Source organism: Aquabacterium humicola (assembly GCF_030167915.1).
Classification (GTDB): Bacteria; Pseudomonadota; Gammaproteobacteria; order Burkholderiales; family Burkholderiaceae_C; genus Pseudaquabacterium; species Pseudaquabacterium humicola.
Genome location: NZ_JARGNB010000011.1, coordinates 102,014 through 127,944, shown reverse-complemented (window position 1 = coordinate 127,944; position 25,931 = coordinate 102,014). Strand labels below are relative to the sequence as shown.

Sequence of the window (25,931 nt, the reverse complement as noted above, 5' to 3'; positions counted from 1 at the left end):
GGTCAGGCGTCTTCATCAGGCTTCCGCGCTCCGGCCCTTCACTGCGAACAAGCCCTGCGGCCGCTTCTGGATGAACACGACGATGAAGACCAGCACCATGATCTTGGCCAGCACCGCGCCGGCCCAGCCTTCGAGCAGCTTGTTCAGCACGCCCAGGCCCAGCGCCGCGTAGACGGTGCCCGCGAGCTGCCCGACGCCGCCGAGCACGACGACCATGAACGAATCGACGATGTAGCCCTGGCCGAGGTCGGGCCCGACATTGCCGACCTGGCTCAACGCGCAGCCGGCAAGCCCCGCGATGCCGGCGCCGAGCGAGAACGCCAGCATGTCGATGCGCGCGGTGTCGACGCCGACGCAGGCCGCCATGCGGCGGTTCTGCGTCACGCCGCGCACGAACAGGCCGAGCCGCGTGCGGCTGATCAGCAGCGCCATGCCGGCCAGCACGATCGCCGCGAAGACGAGGATCGCGATTCGGTTGTAGGGCAGCACGAGGTTGGGCAGCACCTGCACGCCGCCGGACATCCACGACGGGTTCTCGACGCCGACGTTCTGCGCGCCGAACAGCGAACGCACCGCCTGCATCAGCACCAGGCTGATGCCCCAGGTGGCCAGCAGCGTCTCCAGCGGCCGGCCGTAGAGCCAGCGGATCACGCTGCGCTCCAGCGCCGCGCCGACCAGCGCGGCACTGAGGAAGGACACCGGGATCGCGACCAGGATGTAGGCGTCGAAGGCGCCGGGCAGGTACTGGCGGAACAGGTTCTGCACCACGTAGGTCGCGTAGGCGCCGATCATCATCAGCTCGCCGTGCGCCATGTTGATGACGCCCATCAGGCCGTAGGTGATCGCCAGGCCCAGCGCGACCAGCAGCAGGATGGAGCCGAGGCTCGCGCCGGTGAACAGCACGCCCAGGCGCTCGCCCCAGGCGAGCTGCGACTGCACGCTGTCGAGCGCCGCCTGGATCGCCGCCTTGACGGTGGCATCGTTTTCGGCGTTGAGGCGTTCGAGCAGCAGCGAACGGGTGGCCGGCTCGCTGCTGCCGGAGAGGGCCTTCGCGGCGGCGATGCGCTTGGCAGGATCTTCTGCGGAGATCAGCACCGCCGCGCGCAGCAGCGCCAGCTGGCCCTTCAGCGCCGCATCCGTCTCGGCGGCGAGCGCCTTCTCGATCAGCGGCAGCTTGCCTTCGTCGGCCTGGTCCTTGAGATCCGCGATGGCTTTCGAGCGCGCCGCCAGGTCGGGCGACACCAGCCCCAGCGCGGCGACCGCGGCGTCGAGCTCGCGCCGCATGCGGTTGTTGTTGACCACGTCCTCGGCATCCGCCGGCAGCGTCGCGGCGGCGCCGGTCGCGGCTTCGACCGCCTTGCCGTCCTTGACGATGAAGGCCTTGCCGCCGGCGGTCTTCACCTCGTCGTCGAGCAGCGCGCGCACGAAGGGCACCAGCGCCGGGTCGCCGGCGGCGACCGCCTCGTTCAGCGCGGCGATGCGCTCGTCGCTGTCGCCGGCGGCGATGCGGCCGGCCTGCTCGGGCGTCAGCGCAAAAGCGGCCTGCGGCAGGGTGAACCACGCCAGCAGGCCGAACAACAAAGGCAGCACACGTGCGAACAAGTCAGGTCCCCAGGTCGTGGCGGGGCCATCCGATCGCCGATCGGTCGGCCGCGCCTTTCACGGCTTACTTCTTCTCGGGGACGTTCTTCTTGCCCTTGTTCTCGGCGATGTAGTCGCTCCACGGGTCGGCCACCACCGGGCCCTTGGTCTTCCACACCACGTTGAACTGGCCATCGGCCTTGATCTCGCCGATGAACACCGGCTTGTGCAGGTGGTGGTTCTCCTTGTCCATCGTCGAGGTGAAGCCGCCCGGCGCCGCGTAGGTCTGGCCGGCCATCGCGGCGATCACCTTGTCGGTGTCGGTGGACTTGGCCTTCTCGACCGCCGCCTTCCACATCATCAGGCCCAGGTAGGTGGCCTCCATCGGATCGTTGGTCAGCGGCTTGTCCTTGTGGCCGGCGATGCCCTTGGCCTTCGCGTAGTCGCTCCACTTCTTGACGAACTCGGTGTTCGCCGGGCTCTTGACCGACATGAAGTAGTTCCACGCCGCCAGGTGGCCGACCAGCGGCTTGGTGTCGACGCCGCGCAGCTCTTCTTCACCCACCGAGAAGGCCACCACCGGCACGTCGGTCGCCTTCAGGCCCTGGTTGCCGAGCTCCTTGTAGAACGGCACGTTGGAGTCGCCGTTGATCGTCGACACCACCGCGGTCTTCTTGCCCTCGGACGAGAACTTCTTGATCTTCGCGATGATGCTCTGGTAGTCGGCGTGGCCGAAGGGGGTGTACTCCTCCATGATGTCCGACTCGGCAATGCCCTTGGACTTCAGGAAGGCGCGCAGGATCTTGTTGGTCGTGCGCGGGTAGACGTAGTCGGTGCCCAGCAGCACGAAGCGCTTGGCGCTGCCGCCGTCCTTGCTCATCAGGTATTCCACCGCGGGAATCGCCTGCTGGTTCGGCGCGGCGCCGGTGTAGAAGACGTTCTTCGACAGCTCCTCGCCTTCGTACTGCACCGGGTAGAACAGCAGCGAGTTCAGCTCCTCGAACACCGGCAGCACGCTCTTGCGCGACACGCTGGTCCAGCAGCCGAAGACCACGGCGACCTTGTCCTTGCTGATCAGCTGGCGCGCCTTCTCGGCGAACAGCGGCCAGTTCGACGCCGGGTCGACGACCACCGGCTCGAGCTTCTTGCCGAGCACGCCGCCCTTGGCGTTGATCTCGTCGATGGCCATCAGCACGGTGTCCTTCAACACCGTCTCCGAGATCGCCATCGTGCCGGACAGCGAGTGCAGCACGCCGACCTTGATGGTTTCCTGGGCCTGGGCGATCGAGGTGAAGCCCAGCGTGCACGCGGTGGCGGCGAGCGCGGTCAGCGATTGGGCGGCGAGGCGACGGGTGAGTTTCATGCGGGCTCCTGCTCCTGCGGTTGAGGCCTTCGTTGAGGCGTGGCGCAGGTTAGGAGCGCGGCTGCCGGCGGCCAATACGCAAGGTGTCGTAGAGGGGATGCACGGAGTAGCCCGCTTGCGGCCGCGCGCCGCCAGCGCTTCAATTGGCGCCAGCACCCCGAGGAGGCGCACGCCATGGGCCCTGTCTACGCCGCCACGCTGCAAGATGGCACGCGCGTCGAGTACCGCGACCGCAAGCGCCTGTGGTGGAGCCTGTCGGTGGTCTGGCCGCTGATCCCCTTCACCGGCATCGCCGCGCATCACTTCACCGGCTGGCAGGCGATGCTGGCGCTGCCGCTGGTGATCAGCTACGGGCTGATGCCGCTGCTCGACGCGCTGATCGGCGAGGACACGAACAACCCGCCCGAAGCGGTCGTGCCGCAACTGGAGGACGACCGCTACTACCGCTGGCTGACGTGGGCGACGGTGCCGCTGCACTACGTCGCGCTGATCGGCTGCGCGTGGTGGGCCGGTACGCAGGCGCTGTCCTGGTGGGCCTTCGTGATCCTGGCCTACGTCGCCGGCACCGATTCCGGGCTCGGGCTCAACACCGCGCACGAGCTCGGCCACAAGCGCTCGCGCCTCGAGCAGTGGCTGGCGCGGCTGGCGCTCGCGGTGCCGGCCTACGGCCACTTCACCGTCGAGCACGGCCGCGGCCACCACCGCTGGGTCGCGACGCCGGAAGACCATGCCAGTTCGCGCATGGGCGAGAGCATCTACCGCTTCGCGCTGCGCGAGCTGCCGGGCGGCATCCGCCGCGCATGGCAGCTCGAATCCGAACGCCTGCGCGCGCTCGGCCGCTCGCCGTGGGACCTGCGCCACAACACGATGCTGCAGTCGTATGCGGTGAGCGCGCTGCTGCAGGGATCGCTGATCGCTGCCTTCGGCCTCGTGATGCTGCCCTTCCTGGCGATCCACAACCTGGTGGCCTGGTGGCAGCTGACCTCGGCCAACTACGTCGAGCACTACGGCCTGCTGCGCCAGCGCGAAGGCGCGGGCTACGAGTCGCCCAAGCCGCACCATTCGTGGAACACCAACCACCTGGTGACCAACCTCGCCCTCTTCCACCTGCAGCGCCATTCCGACCACCACGCCTACCCGTCGCGCCGCTACCAGAGCCTGCGCCATTTCGAGGACCTGCCGCAGCTGCCCAGCGGCTATTTCGGCATGTTCCCGCTGGCCTACGCGCCGCGGCTGTGGTTCAAGGTGATGGACCCGCGGCTGATGGCGCTGCCCCAGGTGCAGGGCGACCTCGACCGCGTCAACGTCGATCCGCGCGCCCGGGCGGCGCTGCAGGCGCGTTATCCAAAACGGGCGCTGCAGCAGGCCGAACTCGCGCGCGCCGCCTGAGTCACACTCGGCCGCTTCAACGAAGCCGTCGAGGAGACCGCCGCGTGCGCCATCCAGTTCGCTACCCCCTGCGTCGCATCGTCGTCCTGCTCGCGCTCTGCACGTCCACGCTCGCCGTCCAGGCCTTCGACCTGCAGGGCCACCGCGGCGCCCGCGGCCTGGCGCCGGAGAACACGCTGGCCGCGTTCCGCACCGCGATCGCCGTCGGCGTCGATACGCTGGAGCTCGACGTGCACCTGTCCGCCGACGGCGTGCCGATGGTCGTGCACGATCCGGCGCTGAACCGCGACCTGACGCGCGACGCGCAAGGCGAGTGGCTCGCCGCCACCGGGCCGCTGATCGGCAGCGTCAGCGCGGCCGAGCTGCAGTCGAAGTTCCGCCTCGGCCGCGCACGGCCGGCCAGCAGCATCGCCAATACCTTCCCCGAGCAGAAGCCCAGCGATGCCGAGCGCCTGCCGCGCCTGTCCGAGGTGCTGGCGCTGATGCGCGAGCCGGGCCGCGAGGCGCTGCGCGCGAACATCGAGATCAAGCTGAACCCGAAACGGCCCGACGACACGCCGGCGCCCGAGGCAATCGTGCGCGCGGTGCTGGCGGTGCTGCGCGACGCCGGTGTCGAGCGCCGCGTGACGCTGCAGGGCTTCGACTGGCGCGCGCTGCGCATCGCGCAGCAGCTGGCGCCGCGGATCCCCACCGCCTACCTGTCGGCGCAGCGGCCGAACTTCGACACCGTCAGCGACGGCACGTGGTCCGCGGGCTTCGACCTGAAGACGCACGGCTCGCTGCCGAAGATGGTCAAGGCCGCCGGCGGCGCGATCTGGAGCCCGAACTTCAACGACCTGTCGCCGGCGCTGATCGCCGAGGCGCATGCGCTCGGCCTGCAGGTACTGCCGTGGACCGTCAACCAAGCCGAGGACATGGCGCGGCTGATCGACTGGGGCGTCGACGGCCTGATCACCGACTACCCCGACCGCGCGCGCCGGGTGATGGCGGACAAGAAGCTGCCGCTGCCCCCGGCCGGGCGCTGAGGCGCACGCTGCGGCCTGCTGTGCCGGTCGAGGCCGGGCCGATCTGTGCCTGTGCGGCGTGAATCGCCGTCGCTAAGCTGGCCAGCCCGCCACGACACCCGGATCACGCCCGATGGACCCGACGACGCTGCTGGCCTTCTCGGTGGTCGCACTGATCGCGATCGCCACGCCCGGCCCCACCGTGCTGCTGGCGCTGGCCAATGGCTCGCGCTTCGGGCTGCGCCGCTCGGTGCCCGGCATGCTCGGCGCCGTGGCGTCGGACTTCGTGCTCGTCGGCGCGGTGGCGCTGGGGCTGGGCGCACTGCTCGCCGCATCCGAGTTCTGGTTCTCGGTGATCAAGTGGATTGGCGCCGTCTACCTGGCGTGGATCGGCTGGCGCCTGTTGCGCTCGCAAGGCGGGCTCGCGCTGCCCTCCGCGGGCGTGGCGGCGCCAACGGACGGCGCAGCGCCCGCGGTGTTCCTGAAGTCCTTCCTCGTCGCGGTGACGAACCCCAAGGGCTACCTGTTCTGCTCGGCACTGCTGCCGCAGTTCATCGACGCCGCCGCGCCGCAGGGGCCGCAGTACACGGTGATCGCGATCGTCTTCGCGGCGCTCGACTTCGTCGTGATGCTCGGCTACGCGGCGATCGGCGCGCACGCGCTGCGGCTGATGCGCCGCCGCGCGGTGCTGTGGCTGGACCGCAGCTGCGGCGCGGCGCTGCTGGCGCTGGCGGGGTCGCTGGCGCTGGCCCGGCGCAGCTGAAGCTCAGGCGCCACCGTCGGCCGGCGGCCACTCGCCGACGTAGGTCCAGCTGTCGGCACCATCGAAGAAACGGATGCGCACCGAGCCGAACATCACCGGGTCGAAGTTGCGCGCGTTGACCGCCATGCGATCGACCGGCTGCTCGCCGATCGGCTCCCAGTGGGTGACGATGCCGCAGTGGCGGCAGCGCACCGTGCGCAAGGTCTTGTCGCCCTGCACATAGCCTTCGGTGTGCTCGGGATGCCCCTCGATGCGCACCTCGGCCGGCGCGAAGTAGGCCCACAGTGCGCCGGTGCGGCGGCACAGCGAGCAGTTGCAGTTGGTCAGCTTCTCGGGCGAGCGCGGAATGTGGATGCGCACGGCGCCGCAGTGGCAGGTGGCGGACAGGGTCATGGGCTCACTCCACGCAAAGTCTGATCGACGCAGGCCTTCAATCGGTGTTCTGCGCAATGCGCCACAGCACCCCGGACGGGTCGAACAGCACGAAGTCGCGCATGCGCCAGGGCTGCAATTCGACCGGGCCGAGCTTGACGCCGTAGGTCGCCGCGAGGCCGGCCTCGGCGATGCGCCGGTGCCAGGCATCGACGTCCTCGACCAGCAGGTGCAGCATCAGGTTCTTCGCCAGCTCGGGCTGGTAGAAGTCCTGCAGCAGGAAGCTGACGTCGCCGTGGTGGAAGTACGCGATGCCGTCGTCGTCCGAGGCCTGCGTGAAACCCAGGTCGGCGTAGAAGCGCTTGCTCAGCGCGTAGTCCTTCGCCGGCACGAAGACCTTGAGCTCGACGGCTCTCAGGTTGGGCATGGTTCCTCCTCGCTTCCTCCCCGTCTAGGCGGCGGATGTTGGCACAGCCGGCGCCTGCGGGGCACCGGGCATCGTGGGGATGGACGCTTGAGGTAGGCTCCCCGCCATGCTCGCTGTCCGTCCCGAACCCCATACGTCCATCTGCCAGCTGCCCAACGGCGTGCGCGTGATCGCCATCGCGCTGCCCTGGCTGGACAGCGTCAGCCTGTCGGTCTTCGTGCGCGCCGGCAGCCAGCACGAGAACGCCCGCGCCAACGGCATCAGCCATGTCGTCGAGCACATGGCCTTCAAGGGCACCGAGACGCGCGACTGCCAGCGCATCAACCTCGATGCCGAACGCCTGGGCGGCGAGGTCAACGCCCACACCGACAAGGACCACACCGCCTTCCACATCCACGGCCTGGCCGAGCATGCGGTGCCCTTCCTGCACATGCTGGCGGACATCGTGCGCCACTCCAACTTCCCCGAGGCCGAGCTCGAGCGCGAGCGCCAGGTCATCCTGCAGGAGTTCGCCGAGGACGAGGACGACCCGCTGTCCACGGCCTACAAGCTCTTCGACCGCAACTGCTTCGGCCGCCATCCGCTGGCCCAGCCGGTGATCGGCACTCAGGCCAACATCCGCCGCTTCACCCGCGACGAGCTGCTGGCCTACGTCGGCCAGCACTACACCGGCGCCAACGTGGTCGTGGCGGTGGCCGGGCGCATCGATCCCGAAACGCTGCAGCACGAGGCCGAGAAGGCCTTCGGCACGATGCGCGCCGGCCCGGTCAATGCCGTCGCGCCGCCGGACTGGCGCGGCGGCCTGCGCGAACGCCGCCAGGCCGGCTCCAGCCAGAGCCACGTGGTGCTGGGCTTCCCGCTGCCCTCGCTGGCCGCCGACGACCCCGCCGGCGAGCTCGCCGCCGCGGTGTTCGGCGAAGGCATGAGCTCGCCGCTGCTCGACGAGCTGCGCGAACGCCGCGGCCTGGTCTATCACGCATCCTGCTCGGCCGACGTGCTGCCCGCCGCCGGCCAGTTCGTCGTCGAGGCGTCGATGGCGCCGGAGCACCTCGACCCCTTCCTCGACGCGGTGGGCACGCTGCTGCTCGACCATGCCGAGCGCATCGATGCCATCGCGCTCGAACGTGCGCGCAACCAGCTGGCCGTGAGGAGCCTGCGCACGCAGGAGCGGCCGTTCCGGCGGCTCGAGGAAGCCGTGCAGCAGCTGTGCGTGCAGGGCCGCGTGCGCTCGCGCGCCGAGCAGCTCGAGCGTCTGCAGGCCCTTGGTACGGCGGAGGTCGGCAGCGCGTTCCGCCGCCTGCTGGCCGAGCCGCCGGCACTGGCCATCGTCGGCAAGCTCAAGCCCGGTGCCGGCGAACGTTTCGTGCAGCGCCTGGCCACGGCCCGGGGCGCCTGACCGCGCAGGGCGACAATCCCGCGCACACCGACCCGAAGCGACCCCGACCCTCCATGTCCACGATCCCCACGCTCGAGAACGCCAGCAAGGGCAACATCCACCTGATCGGCGGCGAAAAGGGCGGCGTCGGCAAGTCCTTCGTCGCCCGGCTGCTGGCGCAGCATTTCATCGACCAGCAGATTCCCTTCCTCGGCTTCGACACCGACCGCTCGCACGGCACGCTGATGCGCTTCTACACCGGCTTCGCGTCGCCGGTGGTGGTCGACCGCTACGAGGCGCTGGACACCATCTTCGAATCCGCCGTCGAGCTGCCCAGCCGCCGCGTGCTGGTCGACCTCGCGGCGCAGACGCAGGAGCCGCTGGCGCGCTGGATGGAGGATTCCGGCGTGCTCGACCTCGCCGACATGCAGGGCATCGCGCTGCACTACTGGCATGTGATGGACAACGGCCGCGACTCGCTGGAGCTGCTGGCCAAGCTGCTGGACCGCTTCGGCGCGCGGCTGCGCTACGTGCTGGTGCGCAATGCCGTGCGCGGCGACGACTTCGGGATGCTGGAGAAATCCGGCCTGCAGGACCGCGCGGTCTCGCTGGGCGCCCGCATCGTGAACCTGAAGCGCCTGCACGAGGGCATCGTGCAGAAGATCGACGCCGCCAACGCCAGCTTCTGGGCCGCCAGCAACAACAGCGCACCCGACAGCGTCAGCCTGGGCCTGCTGGAACGCCAGCGCCTGCGCATCTGGCTGACGCATGCGCGCGCGGAGCTGAAGGGCGCGGGCGTCTGACGCCGGCCGGCGTCAGAGCAACTCCTCCGACACGAACAGCGACATCAGCCACAGCTTGAAGCGCAGCCAGCCGCTCGTTTCGGGCTCCGCGCTGGCCGATTCGCCCCCGGTCGCGTCGCGGGCGACCCATTCGATCGTGCGGCCGTCCGGCTTCAGGCGCAGCTCGTAGACGCCGACATACGACTCCAGCCGGTAGAAGCGCATCAGCGCGGCCACCATCTCGGGGCTGTCGACGCCGACGCCGACCTCGGTGTTGATCAGCGCCGAGCGTGCATCCAGGTTCAGCGAGCCGGCCAGGAAGATGCGGCGGTCGACGAAGCCCATCTTCGCGTGCAGTCGGCCGCTGGAACTGCCGAGCGCAACGCCGACCAGGTTGTCTGCCTTGAGCCGGCCGGAGCTCACCTCCCACAGCTTGACGCCCAGCTTCAGCAGCTCGACGCGGTGGCGCTCGTAGCCGATCGCCACCAGCGGCTCGTCGCTGGTGCCGGTGGCATTGGTGATGACGTGGATCTGCACGCCCTTCGCGCGCAGCGCGCGGATGCGGTCCATGCCGATGTCGCCCGGCACGAAGTACGGGCTGACCATCGTCACTTCCCGCGATGCGTTCGTCAGCGTGCCGATCAGCTTCGCGGCGACGCTGCCCGCCACCGGCTCCAGGTACCTGGCCCCCTGCGTCCCTGCGGGCCGGTCCCCCCGAGGGGGATCAGTCGCCTCGGGGCGGCCCAGCGGCGACTGGCCACGCTGCTTGTCCGGCGGATCGGCCTGCGAGCCGGCCGGGGCGAAGTAGAAGTCGAAGTGGCCGCGCGGCAGGTCCGGCTTCAGCGGCCGCAGCGCGTCGGGCGACACCAGCGACGCGTGCGAGGTCGAGGTCGGCTTCAGCGCATCGCTGGGCACCGGCGTCATGTCTTCCGGCGGCGCGCTGGCGATCTCGAAGTAGGTGCGGCGCTCTTCGGCATCGAGCCGGTTGTCCGCCAGGGCGTGCAGCGGCCACACGCGATGGCTGTTCCAGTAACGGTCGAAGTGACCGGCCAGTTCGCCCACCACGGCGCCGCCCAGCAGCAGGTCGAAATCGATGAAGTTGGCGCTCGCGCTGCGCAGGAAGTAGTCATCGGCGAGGTTGCGGCCGCCGGCGATCGCGAACGCACCGTCGACCACCAGCAGCTTGTTGTGCATGCGGTGGTTCAGCCGGCCGAAGTCGCTCAGCAGTTCGGCGAAGCGCGCCACCGGCCAGCCGCGCAGGCCATGGAACGGATTGAACAGGCGCAGCTCGACGTTCGGCTCGGCGGCCAGCCCGAGCAGCAGGTCGTCCATGCCGGTGGTGTAGAAGTCGTCCAGCAGCAGGCGCACGCGCACGCCGCGGCGCGCGGCGTCGCGCAGCGCGCGCAGCACCAGGCGGCCGGTGGAGTCGTCGGCGAGGTGGTAGGTCTGCAGGTCGATGCTGGTGCGCGCCTGCCGGAACAGCGCCATCCGGGCCGCGAGCGCGTCCTGCGGCAGCGGCATCGGCCGCACCGCCGACTGCCCCGGCGGCAGCGAGAAGCTGGCGACCAGCTGCGGCAGCGGTGCGTCCGCGGGCGCGGCGAGGCTGGCCGACACCGGGCGCTCGACCGCGCGCGGCACGCCGGCGCAGCCGCCGAGCGCCAGCACCAGCACGAGCACCAGCAGGGCCATCAGGAGCCCGCCCCCCCGGCGCAGGCCGGCACGCGAAGGCGCACGAACGAGAGATGGCAGCGCGCGGGCGGACAGGTTCGGCATGCGTGTGAAGGGGCGCAACAAAGATCCCCATTGTCCGGCGGGCCGGCGCTGCCATGCGAACATCGCGCCTGCCCATGCAGACCTCGCCGACGACGCCGCCCGCCCCGAGCCGCCGCAGGTGGTGGCGCGCGCTCGCCGCGCTGGCGCTCGGCTTCGGTCTGCTCGGCGGCTGCGCGACGCTGGACGAGCAGCAGCGCAAGTGGATCTTCCAGCCCAGCGACCGCACCTGGTGGGGCGGGCTGGCGGCCGCCGAAGGCATGGACGACGTGTGGATCGAGTTCACGTCCGCCGAGACCGGCGAACCGGCGAAGCTGCATGCGCTGTGGCTGCCGCAGCCGAGGGCCGACGCCCCGCTGCTGCTGTACCTGCATGGCGCGCGCTGGGACGTGCGCGGCAGCGCGCACCGCATGCGGCGCATGCACGAACTCGGCTTCGCGGTGCTCGGCGTCGACTACCGCGGCTTCGGCCGCAGCTCGCCGGCACTGCCCTCGGAGGCGATGGCCCGCGAGGATGCCCGCGCCGCCTGGCAGTGGCTGGCGCAGCAGCAGCCGGACGCGTCGCGCTACATCTTCGGTCACTCCCTCGGCGGCGCGATCGCGGTGCACCTGGCCGCCGACGTCGCCGACGAAGCGGGGCTGATCGTCGAGGGCAGCTTCACCTCGATCCCCGAGGTCTTCGGCACCTTCAAGTGGGGCTGGCTGCCGCTGGGCCCGCTGATCACCCAGCGCTTCGACGCCGCGTCGCGCATCGGCACGGTCGGCGCGCCGGTGCTGGTCGTGCACGGCAGCGCCGACACGCTGATCCAGCCGGCGCTCGGCCGCGCGCTGTTCGACAAGGCGACGGCGCCGAAGCGCTTCGTGCTGGTCGACGGCGGTTCGCACCACAACACCAACTCGGTCGGGCAGGCGCAGTACCGCGCGGCGATCGCCGAGCTGTTCGGCATCGGCGCCCGCGGCGACACCACCGGCGCGAACTAGGCCCGTCGGCGCGCCAGGACGCGCGCGGCTGTGCACAATCCGGGGCTTGCCTTCTAGCGCCCCCCGACGGGGCCCGCGATCCATGACCGAGTCCGCCACGCCGGCGCCCGAACCTTCCCCGACGCCGGCCGATCCCGCTGCGGCGACCGCCGCCGTCGAGCCCACCGCGCACGAGCCCGTGGCCCCTGTTGTCACGACGGGCCCCGAGGCCGCGGCCCCGGCCGATGTGCGGGGCGCGGCCCACGTCGAGGCACCCGTCGAAGCACCGCTGGAAGCGCCGCTGGAAGCACCGATCGAAGCGCCGGTCGATGCACCGCAGGAAGCGCCGGTCGAGGCCGCCGCGCCGGCGTCGGCGACGCCAGCGGCGCCGACACCGGCGACGCCGAAGAAGCCGCGTGCGCCCGAGCCTGACACGACCGAGACCGCGGCGAAGCTGAAGGCTCTGTTCCCGGCGCTGTTCGACGGTGCGCCGAAACCGATCAAGCTGCGCATCCAGGACGACATCCAGGCCCGCGCACCCGGCCAGTTCAGCAAGCGCGACCTGTCGGCCTTCTTCCGCCGCCACACGTTGTCGACGCCCTACCTCATCGCGCTGACCCAGGCGAGCGAACGGGTCGACCTCGACGGTCAGCCGGCCGGCCCGATCGCCGACGAACACCGCCAGGGTGCCACCGAAGAGCTCGAGCGCCGGCGCGCACGGCGCGAGGCGGTGCGCGAGAAGTTCCGCGAGCAGCACCGCGAGCAGGTGCGCCAGCAGCGCGAACTGCAGGCGCAGCAGCGACGGGCGCAGGCGCCGCAACCGGGGGCCGACCGGCCGCCGCAGGACCGCGCTGAGCGTCCGCAGCAACGCGGTCCACGCCCACCGCAACAGCCCGGTGACCGCCCGCCGCCACCGCGTGGCGAGCGCCCACCGCAGCCGAGGGGGGATCGTCCGCCGCAGCAACGCGGCGAGCGGCCGCCGCAGGAGCGCCGCGATCGGGGACCGCGGCCGCCACGCGAGCACGCGCCGCAGCCCGGTGCGCAGCCGGGTCAGGCCGGTGCCGGGCGTCCGGAGCCGCCGCCTCGTCCGCCGCGTGAACCGCGCCCACCGCGGCCGCCCGCGCAGCCGCCGGCCGAACTGACCGCCGAGCAGGCCGCCGACCAGCAGCAGCGCCGCGACCGCGCGCGCCTGCTGCGCGACTTCGAGACGACGAAACTGACGACCGCCAACTTCTGCGTGCTCAAGGGCATCCAGCCGGCGCAGCTCGAAGCGGAACTGGTGGTGGCGCGCAAGGAACGCGCCGAATCGCCGCCGCCCTTCGAGCCGCCGCGCGGGGAGGACCGTGGCTACCGCGGCGATCGAGGGGATCGAGGCGACCGCGACCGGGGTGGCCCGCGCGGCCCCTCACGCCCCCGCCGCTGACTGCGCGGCGCCGGTTCCCGAGCGCGCGGCCCGCTCCGCCGCCGCCTCGGCGATCTGCGCCTTGAGCCAGCCGAGCGCCCGGCTGCTGTCGTGCTGCGCATGGCTGATCAGGCTGACCTGCACCGGCGGCATCCTGAACGGCATCGGCACGATCACCAGCGGCAGCCCCGGCGCGAACTGCTCGGCCAGCCGCCGCGGCACGGTGCCGATCAGGTCGGACTGCGCGACGACGCCCGGGATCGCCATGTAGCCCGGCACCAGCAGCGCGATCCGGCGCCGCACCTTCGACGAACCGAGCACGATTTCCAGCGGCGAGCCGCGGCCGGCACGCGGCGGGATCGTCACATGCGCGGCGGCCTCGTAGCGCGCATGCGTGATCGCCGGCCGGCCCTGACGGTCGCGCCCGATCGCCGGATGACCGCGCCGCGCGATCACCACCAGCGGCTCCTCGATCAGCGGCTCGTAGCGCAGGTCCGGCGCATCGAAATGCAGGTAGTCGATCGCCAGGTCCAGCGTGCCGGCGGCCAGCCGCGTCGGCAGCGCGTCGGCCGCGTCCGGCTCGACCGACAGCACCAGCTTCGGCGCGAGGCGCCGGATGCGCTCGAGCAGCGGCGGCAGCAGCGAACACTGCGCGTAGTCGTTCATCGCCAAGTGGAAGCGCTGCGCGGCGCGGCCGGGATCGAAGCTCGGCGCCGGCGACAGGCCATCCTGCAGCAGGCGCAGCGCCGCGCGCACCGGGCCGTGCATCGCCTCGGCGGACGCGGTCGGCGTCATGCCGCGCGCGGTGCGCACGAACAGCGGCTCGTCCAGCTGCGCGCGCAGCCGCGCCAGCGCGTTGCTGACCGCCGGCTGGCTCATGTGCAGGCGCTCGGCGGCGCGCGTCAGGTGGCCTTCCTGCATCAGTGCGTCGAACACCCGCAGCAGGTTCAGGTCGATGCGGTGCAATATCGGATTCATGAATGAAGCATCGATCCAATATCCATTGGAAAGATGATTCTGCGATCGATAGTCTTCTGGCGGCATCCGGAGTCACGAGGAGACAGGCCCATGACCATCACCACCGCCGCCGAGGCCCCGCGCTTCGACGTCGAGCCTTTCCGGGCGCGCTACCGCGCCGCGATCTCGCGTCATTACAGCGTGTGGCTGCATGCCGGCTTCGTGCTGGCCTGGGGCCTCGCGACGGTGGCCTTCTTCTGGTCGGGCGTCGCCGGCGTGAAGCCGCTGGAGTGGCTGGCCGTGCCGGCCGCGCTGCTGTTCTGCAACTGGGGCGAGTACATGATCCATCGCCGCCTCGGGCACCGGAAGACGGCGGTCGGCGCGCTGTTCTACAAGCGCCACACCGGCGACCACCACAGCTTCTTCGCCGAGGGCCGCATGCACTGGGAAGGCGGGCGCGACTTCCGCGTGATCCTGTTCCCGCCGTGGCTGATCGTCGTGTTCACGCTGGCGCTCGCGCTGCCGGTCTGGTGGCTGCTGCAGCGCTGGAATGCCAACGTCGCCGGCCTCGCCGCCGGCACGATCATCGGCGGCTACCTGCTCTACGAAGTGCTGCATGCCAGCGAACACCTGCCCGACGGCCACGTGCTCGCCGGCCTGCCATGGATCCGCCAGATGCGCCGCCTGCACCAGCTGCACCACCGCCGCAGCCTGATGGCCGAGCGCAACCTGAACATCGTGTTCCCGCTGATGGACTGGCTGCTCGGCACGCTGCACTGGGAACCGTATCCCGACGAATCCCCGCGCGCCGCCGGCGCGACGACCATGGTTCACGAGGTCGAGATCCACGGCACGCCGGCCGAGGTGCTGGCCTACGCCGGCACGCCGGCGCACTGGCCCGAATGGCATCCGTCGTCGCTGCGCATCGACGGTGCCCCCGGCCCGCTGCACGCCGGTGCGCGCTTCGAGGAGGACATCCACGCCGGCGGCCGCAGCGGCCACCTCGTCTGGCAGGTGCTCGCGCATGCGGCCGGCGCGCACTGGCAGGCCGAAGCGCATGGCAGCCATCGCCTGTGGCTGCAGGTGACCTACCTCGTCGACGCGCTGCCCGGCGGCCGCACACGCTTCGAGCGCCGCCTCGTCTACCGGCTGCCGGGCTTCTGGATGGGGCTCTACAACCGCCTCGTCGGCCGCCGTCGGGTCGAGCGCGAATCTGCGCTGTCGCTGGCGCAACTGAAGCAGCGCTTCGAGGCGCGGTCGCGCGGGCAGCGCTGCTGACCGACCGGCGTCAGCCCAGCCGCAGCGCCATCACGCCACCGACGATCACCAGCGTGCCGATCGCCCGCTGGCCGCCGAAGCGCTCCTTCAGCAGCCAGGTGCCGAGCAGCGCGGCGAACAGCACCGAGGTCTCGCGCAGCGCGGCCACCGAGGCCACCGGTGCGCGCGTCATCGCCCACAGCGCGATCGCGTACGAGCCGATCGACGCGCTGCCGCCGAGCGCGGCCAGCGGCCAGCGTCTGCGCGCGTAGGCCACCATCGCGCGGCGGCCGGCGGCATCGCGCCGGAACCACACCAGCGCCGGATACGGCAGGCCGTCGAGCACGAACAGCATCAGCACGTAGCTCGCGGCGCCGAAGCCGTGCTCGACGGTGTGGCGCACGCCCTTGCCGTCGACGAAGGTGTAGACCGCGATGATCGCCGCGTTGGCGAAGGCATAGGCCAGCGCCTTGTGGTGGTGCAGCGTCTCGCCCGGATGCGCGAGGCCGACCAGCGCGACCCCCGCGGTGATGCCGATGATGCCGGCCCAGGCCACCGGGCTCGGCGCTTCGCCCAGCACGAAGCCGCTGCCCAGCGCCACCAGCAGCGGTGCGAAGCCGCGCATGATCGGATACGTCAGCCCGAGCTCGCCGTGCTGGTAGGCGCCGGCCAGCGCGATGTAGTAGCCGATGTGGATCACCAGCGACGCGGCGATGAACGGCCAGGCGCTCGCCGGTGGCGGGCCGGCGATCAGCAGCAGCGGCAGCGCGACGACCGCGCCGAGGAAGTGCACCAGCGCGGTATCGAGCGGCTTGTCGCCGCTGGACTTGACCAGCGCGTTCCAGCCCGCGTGCAGCAATGCCCCGAGGAGCACGGCCGCGACGAGGCCCCAGGTCATCGGCCGGCGGTGCGCCCCGCGCCGATGCGCGGCCGCGCCGCGGCGATCGAGCGGCGGGCGATGGTGTCCTCGGCGCTCTCCTCGGGCGTCGCCTCGTCGCCGTCGAAGGGGGCGAGCACCGAGTGGCGGATGCGCGTCGGCGACAGCGCACCGGCCGACTCGAGGATCGGGTAGGCGATCGAGCAGATGTGCGAGTTGATGCGCTTCAGGTCGCTGATCAGATCCAGGTGCAGCGAGCTGGTCTCGATGCTGTGCGCGGTGTTGTCCTGCAGGCGCGCGATGTGCGAGGCGGCGTATTCATGCTCGAGGTCGCGGAAGCGCGCCTTCTCCTCCAGCAGCCGGCTCGCGTCGCGCACGTGGCCGTCGAGGAACACGCTCATGCCCAGGCGCAGGTTGGCCAGCAGCCGTTCGTGCAGGTGGCAGATCTCGGCCATGCCGGCATCGGAGAAGCGGCGGTCCTTGCGGATCTTCTTGTCCTCGATGTCCTGCAGCACGCGCTCGATGATGTCGCCGATCTGCTCCATGTTGATCGTGAAGGACACGATGTCGGTCCAGCGCCGGCTCTCGCGCTCGGACAGCGACTCGCGCGAGATCTGCGTCAGGTACAGCTTGATCTCGGTGTAGAGCTCGTCGACCGTGTCGTCCATCTCGCGCAGGCGCTCGGCCAGCTCGAGGTCGTTCTCGCGCAGCACCGGCAGGATGCCGCGCAGCATGGTCTCGACGACGTCGGCCTGGTGCAGCGCCTCGCGTGCGGCGCAGCTGATCGCCAGCGACGGTGTCTGCAGGGCCGACCGGTCGAGGTGGCGCGGCCGGCCGCTGTCGGTCACGCGCGGCGCGGTCAGCAGCCGTTCGAGCTGGCGCGCGATCAGCGGCGTCAGGCCGATGAAGACGATCGCCAGCATCACGTTGAAGCCGAAGTGGAAGAGCACGACCTGCTGGTGCGGCGACGGGATCCATTGCGGCAGGTGCTTCAGCACCTCGGGCATCAGCGGCATCGCGATCAGGCAGCCCACCGCCTTGAACAGCAGGTTGCCCAGCGGCAGCCGGCGCTCGGCGACCGGTGCGCGCGCGGTCGTGAGCACCGCGAGCAGGCCGCTGCCGAGGTTGGCGCCCAGCACGAGGCCGAGCGCGACCGGGGGCGGGATGATGCCCGACGAGGCGAGCGTCGCCGTCAGCAGCACGATCGCGAGGCTGGAGTACGACAGCACCGTCAGCAGCGCGCCGACGAAGATGTCGAGCAGGATCTCGTTCGGCAGCGCGATCAGCAGCGCGCGCACCGGGGGCGACTCGGTCAGCGGCCGCGTCGTCTCGCCGATCAGCTGCAGCGACATCAGCATCAGGCCCAGGCCGATCGCGACGCGGCCGAGCCGCCCGGCCGTGGTCTTCTCGCGCGTCGTGAACATCAGCACGCCGACGAAGATCAGGAAGGGCGACAGCCACGAGAAATCGAAGGAGAAGGCAACAGCCATGAGGCTGGTGCCCATGTCGGCGCCCAGCATCACCGCCAGCGCCGCGGCCAGCGGCACGAGGTTGCGCCCGAGGAACGAGGAGACGATGAGACAGGTCGCCGTGCTCGACTGCACGAGGCTGGTGACACCGATGCCCGCCACCACCGCGTTGAAGCGATTGCCCATGCTGACCGTCAGCAGGTGGCGCAGGTTCTCGCCGAACACGCGCAGGATGCCGGTGCGCACGATCTGCGTCCCCCAGACCAGCAGGGAGATCGCCGCGAGCAGGTGCAGCAGGTGGCTCATGTCAGCGCGACGCGCGGGCGGGCCGGTTCTTCATTCCCGGTGTTTACCACGGCAGCGAATACGTCTTCAGGTTGGTGAAACTCTTCATCGCTTCCTGCACGCCTTCCTTGTAGCCCAGGCCCGAATCCTTGATGCCGCCGAAGGGCGTCAGCTCCAGCCGGTAGCCAGGCACCTCGCGCACGTTGACGGTGCCGACCTGCAGCGCGTCGACGAAGCGCCGGATCACGTCGAGCCGGTTGGTGCACAGCGACGACGACAGCCCGTAGGCGGTGCCGTTGGAGATGCGGATCGCCTCGTCCACCGATGCGAACGGGATGATCGGCGACACCGGGCCGAAGGTTTCCTCGCGCACGACGGTCATCGCCGGATCGACCTGGTCGATCACCGTCGGCGCGTACAAGGCCCCGTCGCGGCGGTGGCCGGCGAGCAGCCGCGCGCCCTGCGCGATCGCTTCGTCGACGCGCGCTTCGAAGAGCTTGGCGGCGGCCTCGTCGATCACCGTGCCCATGTCCGTCTTCTCGTCGCTCGGGTCGCCGTAACGCCAGGCCCGGGTCTTGTCGACGACGAGGTCGGTGAAGCGCGCGGCCACCGCTTCGTGCACCAGCATGCGCTTGACGGCCGTGCAGCGCTGGCCCGAGTTCTTGTACGAGCCCTGCACCGCGAGCGTCGAGGCCTCGTCGAGGTCGGCATCATCCATCACGATGATCGGGTCGTTGCCGCCAAGCTCGAGCACGACGCGCCGGTAGCCGACCTTCGAGGCGATGCTCTTGCCGATCGCCACGCCGCCGGTGAAGGTGACGAGGTCGACGGCCGGGTGTGTCAGCAACTCGTCGGCGATCTCGCGCGGATCGCCGGTCAGCACGCTCAGCATCGGCGGCGGCAGGCCGGCTTCGTACAGGATGTCGGCGAACAGCAGGGCCGACAGCGGCACCTTCTCGCTGGGCTTGAGCACCATGCGGTTGTTCGTCGCCACCGACGGCACCACCTTGTGGGCCACCTGGTTCATCGGGTGGTTGAACGGCGTGATCGCGGTGATCACGCCGAGCAGCGGCTCGCGCTGCGTATGCACCCGGCGTGCGCGGCCATGCGGCGTGATGTCGCAGGAAAAGGTCTGGCCGTCGTCCTTCAGGCACTCGCTGGCGCCGAACATCAGCACGTCGGCGACCCGGCCGGCCTCGTAGTGGCTGTCCTTCAGCGACAGCCCGCTCTCCGCGGTGATCAGCGCGGCGATCTCGGCGGTGCGCGCACGCACCGCGGCGGCGGCGCGGTTCAGGATGTTGGCGCGCTCGAAGCGCGACAGCCGGGCGCGGTAGCCGCGCGCGATCTCGAAGGCGTCGCGCACCTCGTCGAGCGACGCCTTCGGCACGGTGCCGACCAGCGCGCGCGTGAAGGGATTGCGCACCTCGATGCAGCGTTCGCCGCCGCGGTCGGCGCCGATCTTCTCGCCGGCGATGCGAAGTGCTTCTAGCTTCACGAAGTTGCTCCGTTCAAGCGGGCGCCGCGGATCCGGCTCTGCCGGTCCGCTGGGGCCGCCCCCTTGAGGGGGAGGCGACGAAGTCGCTACGGGGGTGGGTCATGTCTGGGCGTGATTCAAGGCGAGGTGAAAGGCGTCGAAGTTGCGCCAGCGGCGCGTTTCGTCCAGCCCCTCGATGCGGCGGTTCAGGATCAGCGGCACCCGCTGCTCGGACACGCCGCCGTGCGAGCGCAGCGGCACTTCCAGCGCGCTCAAGTCGTGCTTCGCGGCCGAGGTGCCGATGACCGTCGAGCGCTCGGAGACGACCACGAGGTCGCCGATGCGGTCGGGCGGCAGCTCGAAGGCCGCGGCGGCTTCGTCGCGGGTCAGCACCCGTTCGATGCCGCGCAGCGCGCGGATGCGCGACGCCGCGTCGGCGAGGGTATCGGCCGGCAGGTAGATCGTCGCGAAGGAGCCCAGCGCGCCGTGGTGCACGACGTAGGGGTCGGTGATCGGCAGGATGGTGCGGGCGCGGCCGGCGCCGATCCAGGTGTCGAGCCGGTCCTGCAGGTAGATCACGTCGGGCGACCCGTCGAGCCAGGTCTTGGCGTTCATGCCGTGGTCGGCGGTGAGCGCGATCACGCAGCCCATCGCCTCCAGCGCCGCGAGGTGGCTGTCCATCATCGCGTAGAAGGCGTTGGCCTCCGCGGTGCCGGGCGCATGCTTGTGCTGGATGTAGTCGGTGGTCGACAGGTACATCACGTCGGGCCGGCGCGTGCGCATCAGCGCGACGCCGGCGGCGAAGACGAATTCCGACAGCGCGGCGCTATAGACATCGGGCACCGGCCGGTCGACCAGCGCCAGCACACCGGCGATGCCGTGCTCGGCGACCGTCGCGACATCGGCCTTCTCCGACGAAAAGCAGATGCCGCGCATGCCGTGGCCGAGCAGGCGGCGCAGCTTGTCCTTCGCGGTGACCACCGCGCACGATCGTCCCGCATCGGCCAGCGCGGCGAGGATGGTCGGCGCACGCAGCCATTCGGGGTCGTTCATCATCACCTCGCGGCCGCTGGCGACGTCGAACAGGTAGTTGCCGCAGATGCCGTGCACCGACGGCGGCACGCCGGTGACGATGGACAGGTTGTTCGGGTTCGTGAAGCTCGGCACCACGCAGTCGGCGATCAGCGCGGTGCCTTCGGCCAGTGTGCGCCGGAACCACGGCGCGTGGCCGCCGGCCACCGCCTGCGCGATGTAGTCGGGCTCGCAGCCGTCGACGCAGACGATCACCGTCGGCGCCTTCGGCAACGCATACGAACGGCCGTTGACTTCAGGCATTGGACAGGTCCTTCCTGTTGGCCGCCCGCGAGGGCGGCCAGGCGCCGGGGGCCGCATGCGGCACCTGCGGCGTGTTGTTCTTCACCGTGCGGTCCTTGCTGACCATCACGTGGTCGCGCATCGCGCGGCCGGCCTGCTCCGGGTCGCCCGAGGCGATGGCCTTGACGATCGCGCGGTGCTCGCCGGCCGAGATCGGCAGCAGCTTCGCGTCGGCGAGGTTCATGCGCCGGAACAGCGACAGCTCGTTGATCAGCCGGCGGTAGATCGCGGTGAGCTTGCGGTTGCCGGTGAACTCCACCAGCTTGTCGTGGAAGTCGAGGTTCAGCAGGTGGTAGGTGTCGGCGTCGCCGGCCTTCACCGCCTTCTCCATGCCGTCGACCATCGAGCGCACCTGCTTCAGCTGCTCGGGCGTGATCGCCGTGGCCAGCGCCCGACCGACCGCTTCGTCCATCATCGCGCGCAGGTCGTAGATCTCGATCGCTTCGTCGAGCGGGATGTTGCGCACGAAGACGCCGCGGTTCTTCTCCTGGCGCACCAGGCCCGCTTCTTCGAGCATGCGGAAGGCTTCGCGCACGGGACCCCGGGAAACTCCCAGGCCGGCGGCGAGCTCGGCCTCGATCAATTTCGCGCCGGGGGCGAGCTCGCCCTGCAGGATGCGGCGCTCGATCTCCTGCTGCACGACCGTGGTGAGCGAGCTCGATTGCAGCAGCGCGATCGTCGGGTGTGCGGCACGCTTCATCGCTCGATCGACGGGGGCGCGGGACGGTCCATGGCGCGCCATTGGACGACCCGCATCGTAGATTGTCAACAATCAGCAAAATACCGTTGACACACTTTGAAGCCGGGCGATAGATTGCGCCACGGTCGGCGGACGCCGGCGCGAAGCCCTTCGCGTCATCAGGTGGTCACCCCGGCAGCCCAAGCTCTCGCGTTTTCCCCCGGCCACAACGGCGGCCCACAGCGGCCATCAGGAGAAGTTCATGCGAATCCCGGCGTCCGTTTCCTGGTTCTCCGCCGCCGCGCTGCTCGCGCTGGCCCTGCCCGCGGCGGCGCAGAAGACCCAGCTGCTCGTCTACACCGCACTGGAGACCGACCAGCTGAAGGCTTACCAGGAAGGCTTCAACAAGGTGCATCCGGACATCGAGCTGCGCTGGGTGCGCGATTCCACCGGGGTGGTCACCGCCAAGCTGCTGGCCGAGAAAGGCAACCCGCAAGCCGATGCGGTGATGGGCGTCGCGGCGTCGAGCCTCGCGCTGCTGGACAAGAACGGCATGCTCGAGCCCTACAAGCCGCTGAACCACGACGCGATCATGAGCCAGTACCGGGACAAGAAGAACCCGCCGGCCTGGTTCGGCATGGACGTGTGGGGCGCGACGATCTGCTTCAACACGGTCGAGGCGCAGAAGAAGAACATCCCGAAGCCCGAGACCTGGAAGGACCTGCTGAAGCCCGCCTACAAGGGCCAGATCGTGATGCCCAGCCCCGCATCGTCGGGCACCGGCTTCTTCGACGTCACCGCGTGGCTCACGCTCTGGGGCGACGACAACGGCAAGGGCGGCGGCTGGAAGTACATGGACGGCCTGCACGAGAACATCGCGCAGTACACGCACTCCGGCTCCAAGCCCTGCAACATGGCCGCGTCGGGCGAGTACGTCGTCGGCATCTCGTTCGAGTACCGCGCCAACAGCAACAAGGCCAAGGGCGCACCGATCGACCTGGTGTTCCCGAAGGAAGGCCTGGGCTGGGACCTCGAGGCCTTCGCGATCCACAAGGGCACGAAGAAGCTCGACGCGGCCAAGAAGCTGGCCGACTGGGCGTCGAGCAAGGACGCGATGCTGCTGTACGGCAAGAACTTCGCGATCACCGCGCAGCCGGGCGTCGCCGCACCGCTGGCCAACGTGCCGAAGGACTACGAGGCGCGCCTGGTGAAGATGGACTTCTCGACCGTGGCCGACAACCGCGAGCGCGTGCTCGCCGAGTGGACCAAGCGCTACAACTCGAAAGTCGAGAAACGTTGACGTGACGGCTTCGTTCCTCGAGCTGTCGGGCATCCGCAAGGAGTTCGCGGGCTTCGTCGCGCTCGACCGCATCGATCTGCAGATCGCGCAGGGGGAGTTCGTCTGCTTCCTCGGCCCCTCGGGCTGCGGCAAGACGACGCTGCTGCGCATCATCGCGGGGCTCGAGGAGCAGACCGCGGGCCGCATCACGCTGGCCGGCCGCGACATCTCGCGACTGCCGCCGGCCGAGCGCGACTACGGCATCGTCTTCCAGTCCTACGCGCTGTTCCCGAACCTGACGATCGCCGACAACGTGGCCTACGGCCTCGTCAACCGCAAGGTGCCGAAGGCCGAGGCGAAAGCGCGTGTGGCCGAGCTGCTGCAGCTCGTCGGCCTGCCGGGCAGCGAAGGCAAGTACCCGGCGCAGCTGTCGGGCGGCCAGCAGCAGCGCATCGCGCTGGCGCGCGCGCTGGCCACGTCGCCCGGCCTGCTGCTGCTGGACGAGCCGCTGTCGGCGCTGGACGCGATCGTCCGGGTGAAGCTGCGGCAGGAGATCCGCAGCCTGCAGCGCAAGCTCGGCGTGACCACCATCATGGTGACGCACGACCAGGAGGAAGCCTTCGCGGTCGCCGACCGCATCGTCGTGATGAACCAGGGCGCGATCGAGCAGGTCGGCTCGGCGCTCGATGTCTACCGCGACCCGGCCACGCTCTTCGTCGCCGACTTCGTCGGCCGCATCAATGCGCTGCCGGCGGTGCGAGAGGGCAACGCGCTGCGCGTCGGCGAGCAGCTGTTCCACTGCGAGCCCGGCGCCTTGAACGGTCATCCGCAGGGCCGCGAGCTGCGCATCTACCTGCGGCCGGAGGACGTGCTGGCGCGGCCGATCGCCGCAGGCGATGACAACGTCTTCGACGCGCAGATCGACAAGATCGAGTTCATGGGGCCGTACTGCCTGGTGCGCGTCACCAGCCCCACGCTGGGCGCGCAGAAGCTCACCGTGTACCTGTCGCTGAACTACCTGGCCGAGGCGCAGCTGGAGGTCGGCAGCCGGCTGCCGCTGAAGCTGCTGCCGGAGCGCATGCGCGTCTTTGCATGAACACCGTCGCCGCCTCGGTGCCGCTGGGTCCTTCCGCACCGGTGCGGCTGAAGATCCACTGGACCGAACGCATCGCGCATGCGGGCATGGTGCTGGTGGCCGCGGTGCTGCTGGCCTTCCTGGCCTCGCCGCTCGGCGCGATCCTGATGAAGGCGATCGAGGATACGCAGGGCCGCTATGTCGGCCTCGCGAACTTCATCGCCTACGCGCAGACGCCGGCGCTGCTGGAGTCGCTGTGGAACAGCCTGTGGGTGTCCGGCGTCGTCTGCCTCGTCGTGATTCCGACGGCGTTCTGCTTCGCCTACGCGCTGACGCGCAGCCGCATGCGCTTCAAGGCGCTGGTGCGCACGATCACGCTGGTGCCGCTGCTGGCGCCATCGCTGCTGGCCGCGATCTCGCTGATCTACTGGTTCGGCAACCAGGGCGTGCTGAAGGCGTGGCTGACCCGTTTCGGCATCGAGCAGATCTACGGCGCGCCCGGCATCGTGCTGGCCGAGACCTTCGCGGTATTCCCGCATGCGCTGATGATCCTGATCACGGCGCTCGCGGCGGCCGATGCGCGGCTCTATGAAGCCGCCGATGCGCTGGGCACTACCGCGCGCCGCAAGTTCCTCACCATCACCTTGCCGGGTGCGAAGTACGGGCTGATCTCGGCCACGCTGGTGACCTTCACGCTGGTCATCACCGACTTCGGCATCCCCAAGGTCATCGGCGGCAATTTCAACGTGCTGGCCACCGATGTCTTCAAGCTGGTGATCGGCCAGCAGGACTTCCCGAAGGGCGCGGTCGTCGCGCTGCTGCTGCTGGCGCCGGCGGTGCTGACCTTCGGCGTCGACCACTGGGTGTCGCGCAAGCAGACCGCGATGCTCAGCGCACGCGCCGTGCCCTATCGTCCGAAACGCGCGCCGCTGTTCGACGCGGTCATGTCGGCCTACTGCTGGGCGGTGTGCGCGCTGATCCTCGCGATGCTGGGCATGGCGGTCTTCGCCTCCTTCGCCAGCTTCTGGCCCTACAACCTCACGCCGAGCTGGCGCCACTACACGATGGGGTTGGTCGACGCCGAGGTCGGCGAGGCCTTCGTCAACAGCCTGGTGATGGCCACGGGCACCGCCACGGTCGGCACGCTGCTGGTCTTCGGCGGCGCCTACCTGCTGGAGAAGACGCAGGGCGCGAAGCCGCTGCGCAGCGTGGTGCGACTGATGGCCCTGCTGCCGATGGCCGTGCCCGGCCTCGTGCTGGGCCTGGGCTACATCTTCTTCTTCAACGCGCCGAACAATCCGCTGGGCGGGCTGTACCACACGCTCACCCTCCTGACCGTCTGCACCATCGTTCACTTCTACACCACCGGCCACCTCACCGCGGTGACGGCGCTGAAGGCGCTGGACCCGGAGTTCGAGTCGGTGTCGGCCTCGCTGAAGGTGCCCTTCTTCAAGACCTTCTGGCGCGTGACGCTGCCGATCTGCACGCCGGCCCTCGTGGACATTGCGCGTTATTTCTTCATCAACGCGATGACGACGATCTCGGCCGTCGTGTTCCTCTATTCGCCCGAGACCAAGGTGGCGTCGATCGCGATCCTGAACCTCGACGAAGCGGGCGAGATCGGCGCCGCGGCGGCGATGGCGATCCTCATCGCCGCGGCGAACACCGTCGCGACGCTGCTGTTCATGGCGCTCGGCTGGTGGGTCGATCGGCGTACACAGGCGTGGAAGGGATGAGCATGGGACTGCGCGTGCTTTCACCGCACATGATCAGGCCGGCGGGGCGCTCTGTTCCGCTCATGTCCCCCGGGCCGGGCTGCGCCATGACGTCCAGGCTGAATTCCGGCCGGCCCTCCTCCTTGACTTCGCTCCACAGAGCGCCCCGCCGTCCTGATCCGCACCGCCCTGGCAGACCGTCGCATGCCACGGTGTCGCTTTGGCCAAGGGCGCTGGGTGCCCGGCGTAGCGAAGTCAAGGAGGAGGGCCGGCCGGTGATTGAGCGAGGCGTATCGGCGGCGC

At 70.2% G+C, this 25,931-nt stretch carries 22 protein-coding genes; 11 read left to right on the top strand and 11 right to left on the bottom strand.

What is annotated here, in order from left to right:
• Positions 1–15: 15 nt before the first annotated feature.
• Together urtB and urtA are read right to left on the bottom strand one after the other, a co-directional pair.
• A complete protein-coding gene (gene urtB, locus P1K89_RS30755; RefSeq protein ID WP_439898059.1) occupies positions 16–1,602 on the bottom strand; it encodes an urea ABC transporter permease subunit UrtB in 1,587 nt (528 codons plus the stop codon).
• A gap of 64 nt (positions 1,603–1,666) precedes the next feature.
• Positions 1,667–2,944 (bottom strand): urea ABC transporter substrate-binding protein, encoded by a 1,278-nt coding sequence (urtA, locus tag P1K89_RS30750; protein WP_284620373.1) that lies wholly within the window; start codon positions 2,942–2,944, stop codon positions 1,667–1,669.
• Between the two features lie 174 nt (positions 2,945–3,118).
• On the opposite strand from urtA, the gene P1K89_RS30745 reads away from it, so the two are divergent.
• From P1K89_RS30745 to P1K89_RS30735, 3 genes are all read left to right on the top strand, one after another.
• Positions 3,119–4,333 (top strand): alkane 1-monooxygenase, encoded by a 1,215-nt coding sequence (locus tag P1K89_RS30745; RefSeq protein ID WP_284620372.1) that lies wholly within the window; start codon positions 3,119–3,121, stop codon positions 4,331–4,333.
• A 44-nt stretch (positions 4,334–4,377) separates the two neighbouring features.
• Positions 4,378–5,358: a glycerophosphodiester phosphodiesterase gene (locus P1K89_RS30740; protein WP_284620371.1), complete on the top strand. Its 981-nt coding sequence runs from the start codon at positions 4,378–4,380 to the stop codon at positions 5,356–5,358.
• A gap of 112 nt (positions 5,359–5,470) precedes the next feature.
• Positions 5,471–6,100: a LysE family translocator gene (locus tag P1K89_RS30735; protein WP_284620370.1), complete on the top strand. Its 630-nt coding sequence runs from the start codon at positions 5,471–5,473 to the stop codon at positions 6,098–6,100.
• A 3-nt stretch (positions 6,101–6,103) separates the two neighbouring features.
• Here P1K89_RS30735 and P1K89_RS30730 read toward each other — a convergent pair whose 3' ends face one another.
• Together P1K89_RS30730 and P1K89_RS30725 are read right to left on the bottom strand one after the other, a co-directional pair.
• Positions 6,104–6,493, bottom strand: coding sequence for a GFA family protein (locus P1K89_RS30730; protein ID WP_284620369.1), 390 nt, complete (start codon positions 6,491–6,493; stop codon positions 6,104–6,106).
• A gap of 37 nt (positions 6,494–6,530) precedes the next feature.
• Positions 6,531–6,899, bottom strand: coding sequence for a VOC family protein (locus tag P1K89_RS30725; RefSeq protein ID WP_284620368.1), 369 nt, complete (start codon positions 6,897–6,899; stop codon positions 6,531–6,533).
• Positions 6,900–7,005: 106 nt separating this feature from the next.
• Between P1K89_RS30725 and P1K89_RS30720 the strand changes: the two genes are divergently transcribed.
• Complete coding sequence (locus P1K89_RS30720; protein WP_284620367.1) at positions 7,006–8,295, top strand: M16 family metallopeptidase; 1,290 nt, start codon at positions 7,006–7,008, stop codon at positions 8,293–8,295.
• A gap of 53 nt (positions 8,296–8,348) precedes the next feature.
• Complete coding sequence (locus P1K89_RS30715; RefSeq protein WP_284620366.1) at positions 8,349–9,077, top strand: P-loop NTPase family protein; 729 nt, start codon at positions 8,349–8,351, stop codon at positions 9,075–9,077.
• 12 nt (positions 9,078–9,089) lie between these two features.
• Here the strand turns inward: P1K89_RS30715 and P1K89_RS30710 are convergent, their stop codons facing one another.
• Entirely contained in the window at positions 9,090–10,745 is a 1,656-nt protein-coding gene (locus P1K89_RS30710) for a phospholipase D family protein (RefSeq protein WP_284620365.1), read from the bottom strand.
• 158 nt (positions 10,746–10,903) lie between these two features.
• Here P1K89_RS30710 and P1K89_RS30705 point away from each other — a divergent pair, with 158 nt between their 5' ends.
• On the top strand, positions 10,904–11,806 hold the full coding sequence (locus P1K89_RS30705) for an alpha/beta hydrolase (RefSeq protein ID WP_284620364.1): 903 nt from the start codon (positions 10,904–10,906) through the stop codon (positions 11,804–11,806).
• 82 nt (positions 11,807–11,888) lie between these two features.
• Complete coding sequence (locus tag P1K89_RS30700) at positions 11,889–13,208, top strand: ProQ/FINO family protein (RefSeq protein WP_284620363.1); 1,320 nt, start codon at positions 11,889–11,891, stop codon at positions 13,206–13,208.
• Here the strand turns inward: P1K89_RS30700 and P1K89_RS30695 are convergent.
• Positions 13,191–14,165 (bottom strand): LysR family transcriptional regulator, encoded by a 975-nt coding sequence (locus P1K89_RS30695; protein ID WP_284620362.1) that lies wholly within the window; start codon positions 14,163–14,165, stop codon positions 13,191–13,193. The genes P1K89_RS30700 and P1K89_RS30695 overlap by 18 nt on opposite strands.
• 90 nt (positions 14,166–14,255) lie before the next feature.
• Here P1K89_RS30695 and P1K89_RS30690 point away from each other — a divergent pair, with 90 nt between their 5' ends.
• Positions 14,256–15,422, top strand: coding sequence for an SRPBCC family protein (locus P1K89_RS30690; protein WP_284620361.1), 1,167 nt, complete (start codon positions 14,256–14,258; stop codon positions 15,420–15,422).
• Between the two features lie 10 nt (positions 15,423–15,432).
• Here the strand turns inward: P1K89_RS30690 and P1K89_RS30685 are convergent, their stop codons facing one another.
• The 5 genes from P1K89_RS30685 to P1K89_RS30665 form a co-directional block, all read right to left on the bottom strand.
• Positions 15,433–16,299, bottom strand: a complete 867-nt coding sequence (locus P1K89_RS30685) for an EamA family transporter (protein ID WP_284620360.1) — start codon at positions 16,297–16,299, stop codon at positions 15,433–15,435.
• Entirely contained in the window at positions 16,296–18,053 is a 1,758-nt protein-coding gene (locus P1K89_RS30680) for a Na/Pi cotransporter family protein (protein WP_284620359.1), read from the bottom strand. The genes P1K89_RS30685 and P1K89_RS30680 overlap by 4 nt, the downstream gene beginning before the upstream one ends.
• A gap of 43 nt (positions 18,054–18,096) precedes the next feature.
• The gene (phnY, locus tag P1K89_RS30675) at positions 18,097–19,527 is read right to left on the bottom strand and encodes a phosphonoacetaldehyde dehydrogenase (protein WP_284620358.1); all 1,431 of its coding nucleotides are present in this window, start codon (positions 19,525–19,527) and stop codon (positions 18,097–18,099) included.
• A 99-nt stretch (positions 19,528–19,626) separates the two neighbouring features.
• A complete protein-coding gene (gene phnA, locus P1K89_RS30670) occupies positions 19,627–20,841 on the bottom strand; it encodes a phosphonoacetate hydrolase (RefSeq protein ID WP_284620357.1) in 1,215 nt (404 codons plus the stop codon).
• The gene (locus P1K89_RS30665; protein ID WP_284620356.1) at positions 20,834–21,580 is read right to left on the bottom strand and encodes a phosphonate utilization associated transcriptional regulator; all 747 of its coding nucleotides are present in this window, start codon (positions 21,578–21,580) and stop codon (positions 20,834–20,836) included. The genes phnA and P1K89_RS30665 overlap by 8 nt, the downstream gene beginning before the upstream one ends.
• A 241-nt stretch (positions 21,581–21,821) precedes the next feature.
• Here P1K89_RS30665 and P1K89_RS30660 point away from each other — a divergent pair, with 241 nt between their 5' ends.
• Genes P1K89_RS30660 through P1K89_RS30650 form a run of 3 tightly spaced genes read left to right on the top strand, consistent with a single transcriptional unit; the run spans position 21,822 to position 25,649 of the window.
• Positions 21,822–22,859: a putative 2-aminoethylphosphonate ABC transporter substrate-binding protein gene (locus tag P1K89_RS30660; RefSeq protein WP_284620355.1), complete on the top strand. Its 1,038-nt coding sequence runs from the start codon at positions 21,822–21,824 to the stop codon at positions 22,857–22,859.
• A 1-nt stretch (position 22,860) separates the two neighbouring features.
• The gene (locus tag P1K89_RS30655) at positions 22,861–23,934 is read left to right on the top strand and encodes a putative 2-aminoethylphosphonate ABC transporter ATP-binding protein (protein WP_284620354.1); all 1,074 of its coding nucleotides are present in this window, start codon (positions 22,861–22,863) and stop codon (positions 23,932–23,934) included.
• Positions 23,931–25,649: a putative 2-aminoethylphosphonate ABC transporter permease subunit gene (locus P1K89_RS30650; RefSeq protein WP_284620353.1), complete on the top strand. Its 1,719-nt coding sequence runs from the start codon at positions 23,931–23,933 to the stop codon at positions 25,647–25,649. The genes P1K89_RS30655 and P1K89_RS30650 overlap by 4 nt, the downstream gene beginning before the upstream one ends.
• Positions 25,650–25,931: the final 282 nt, after the last annotated feature.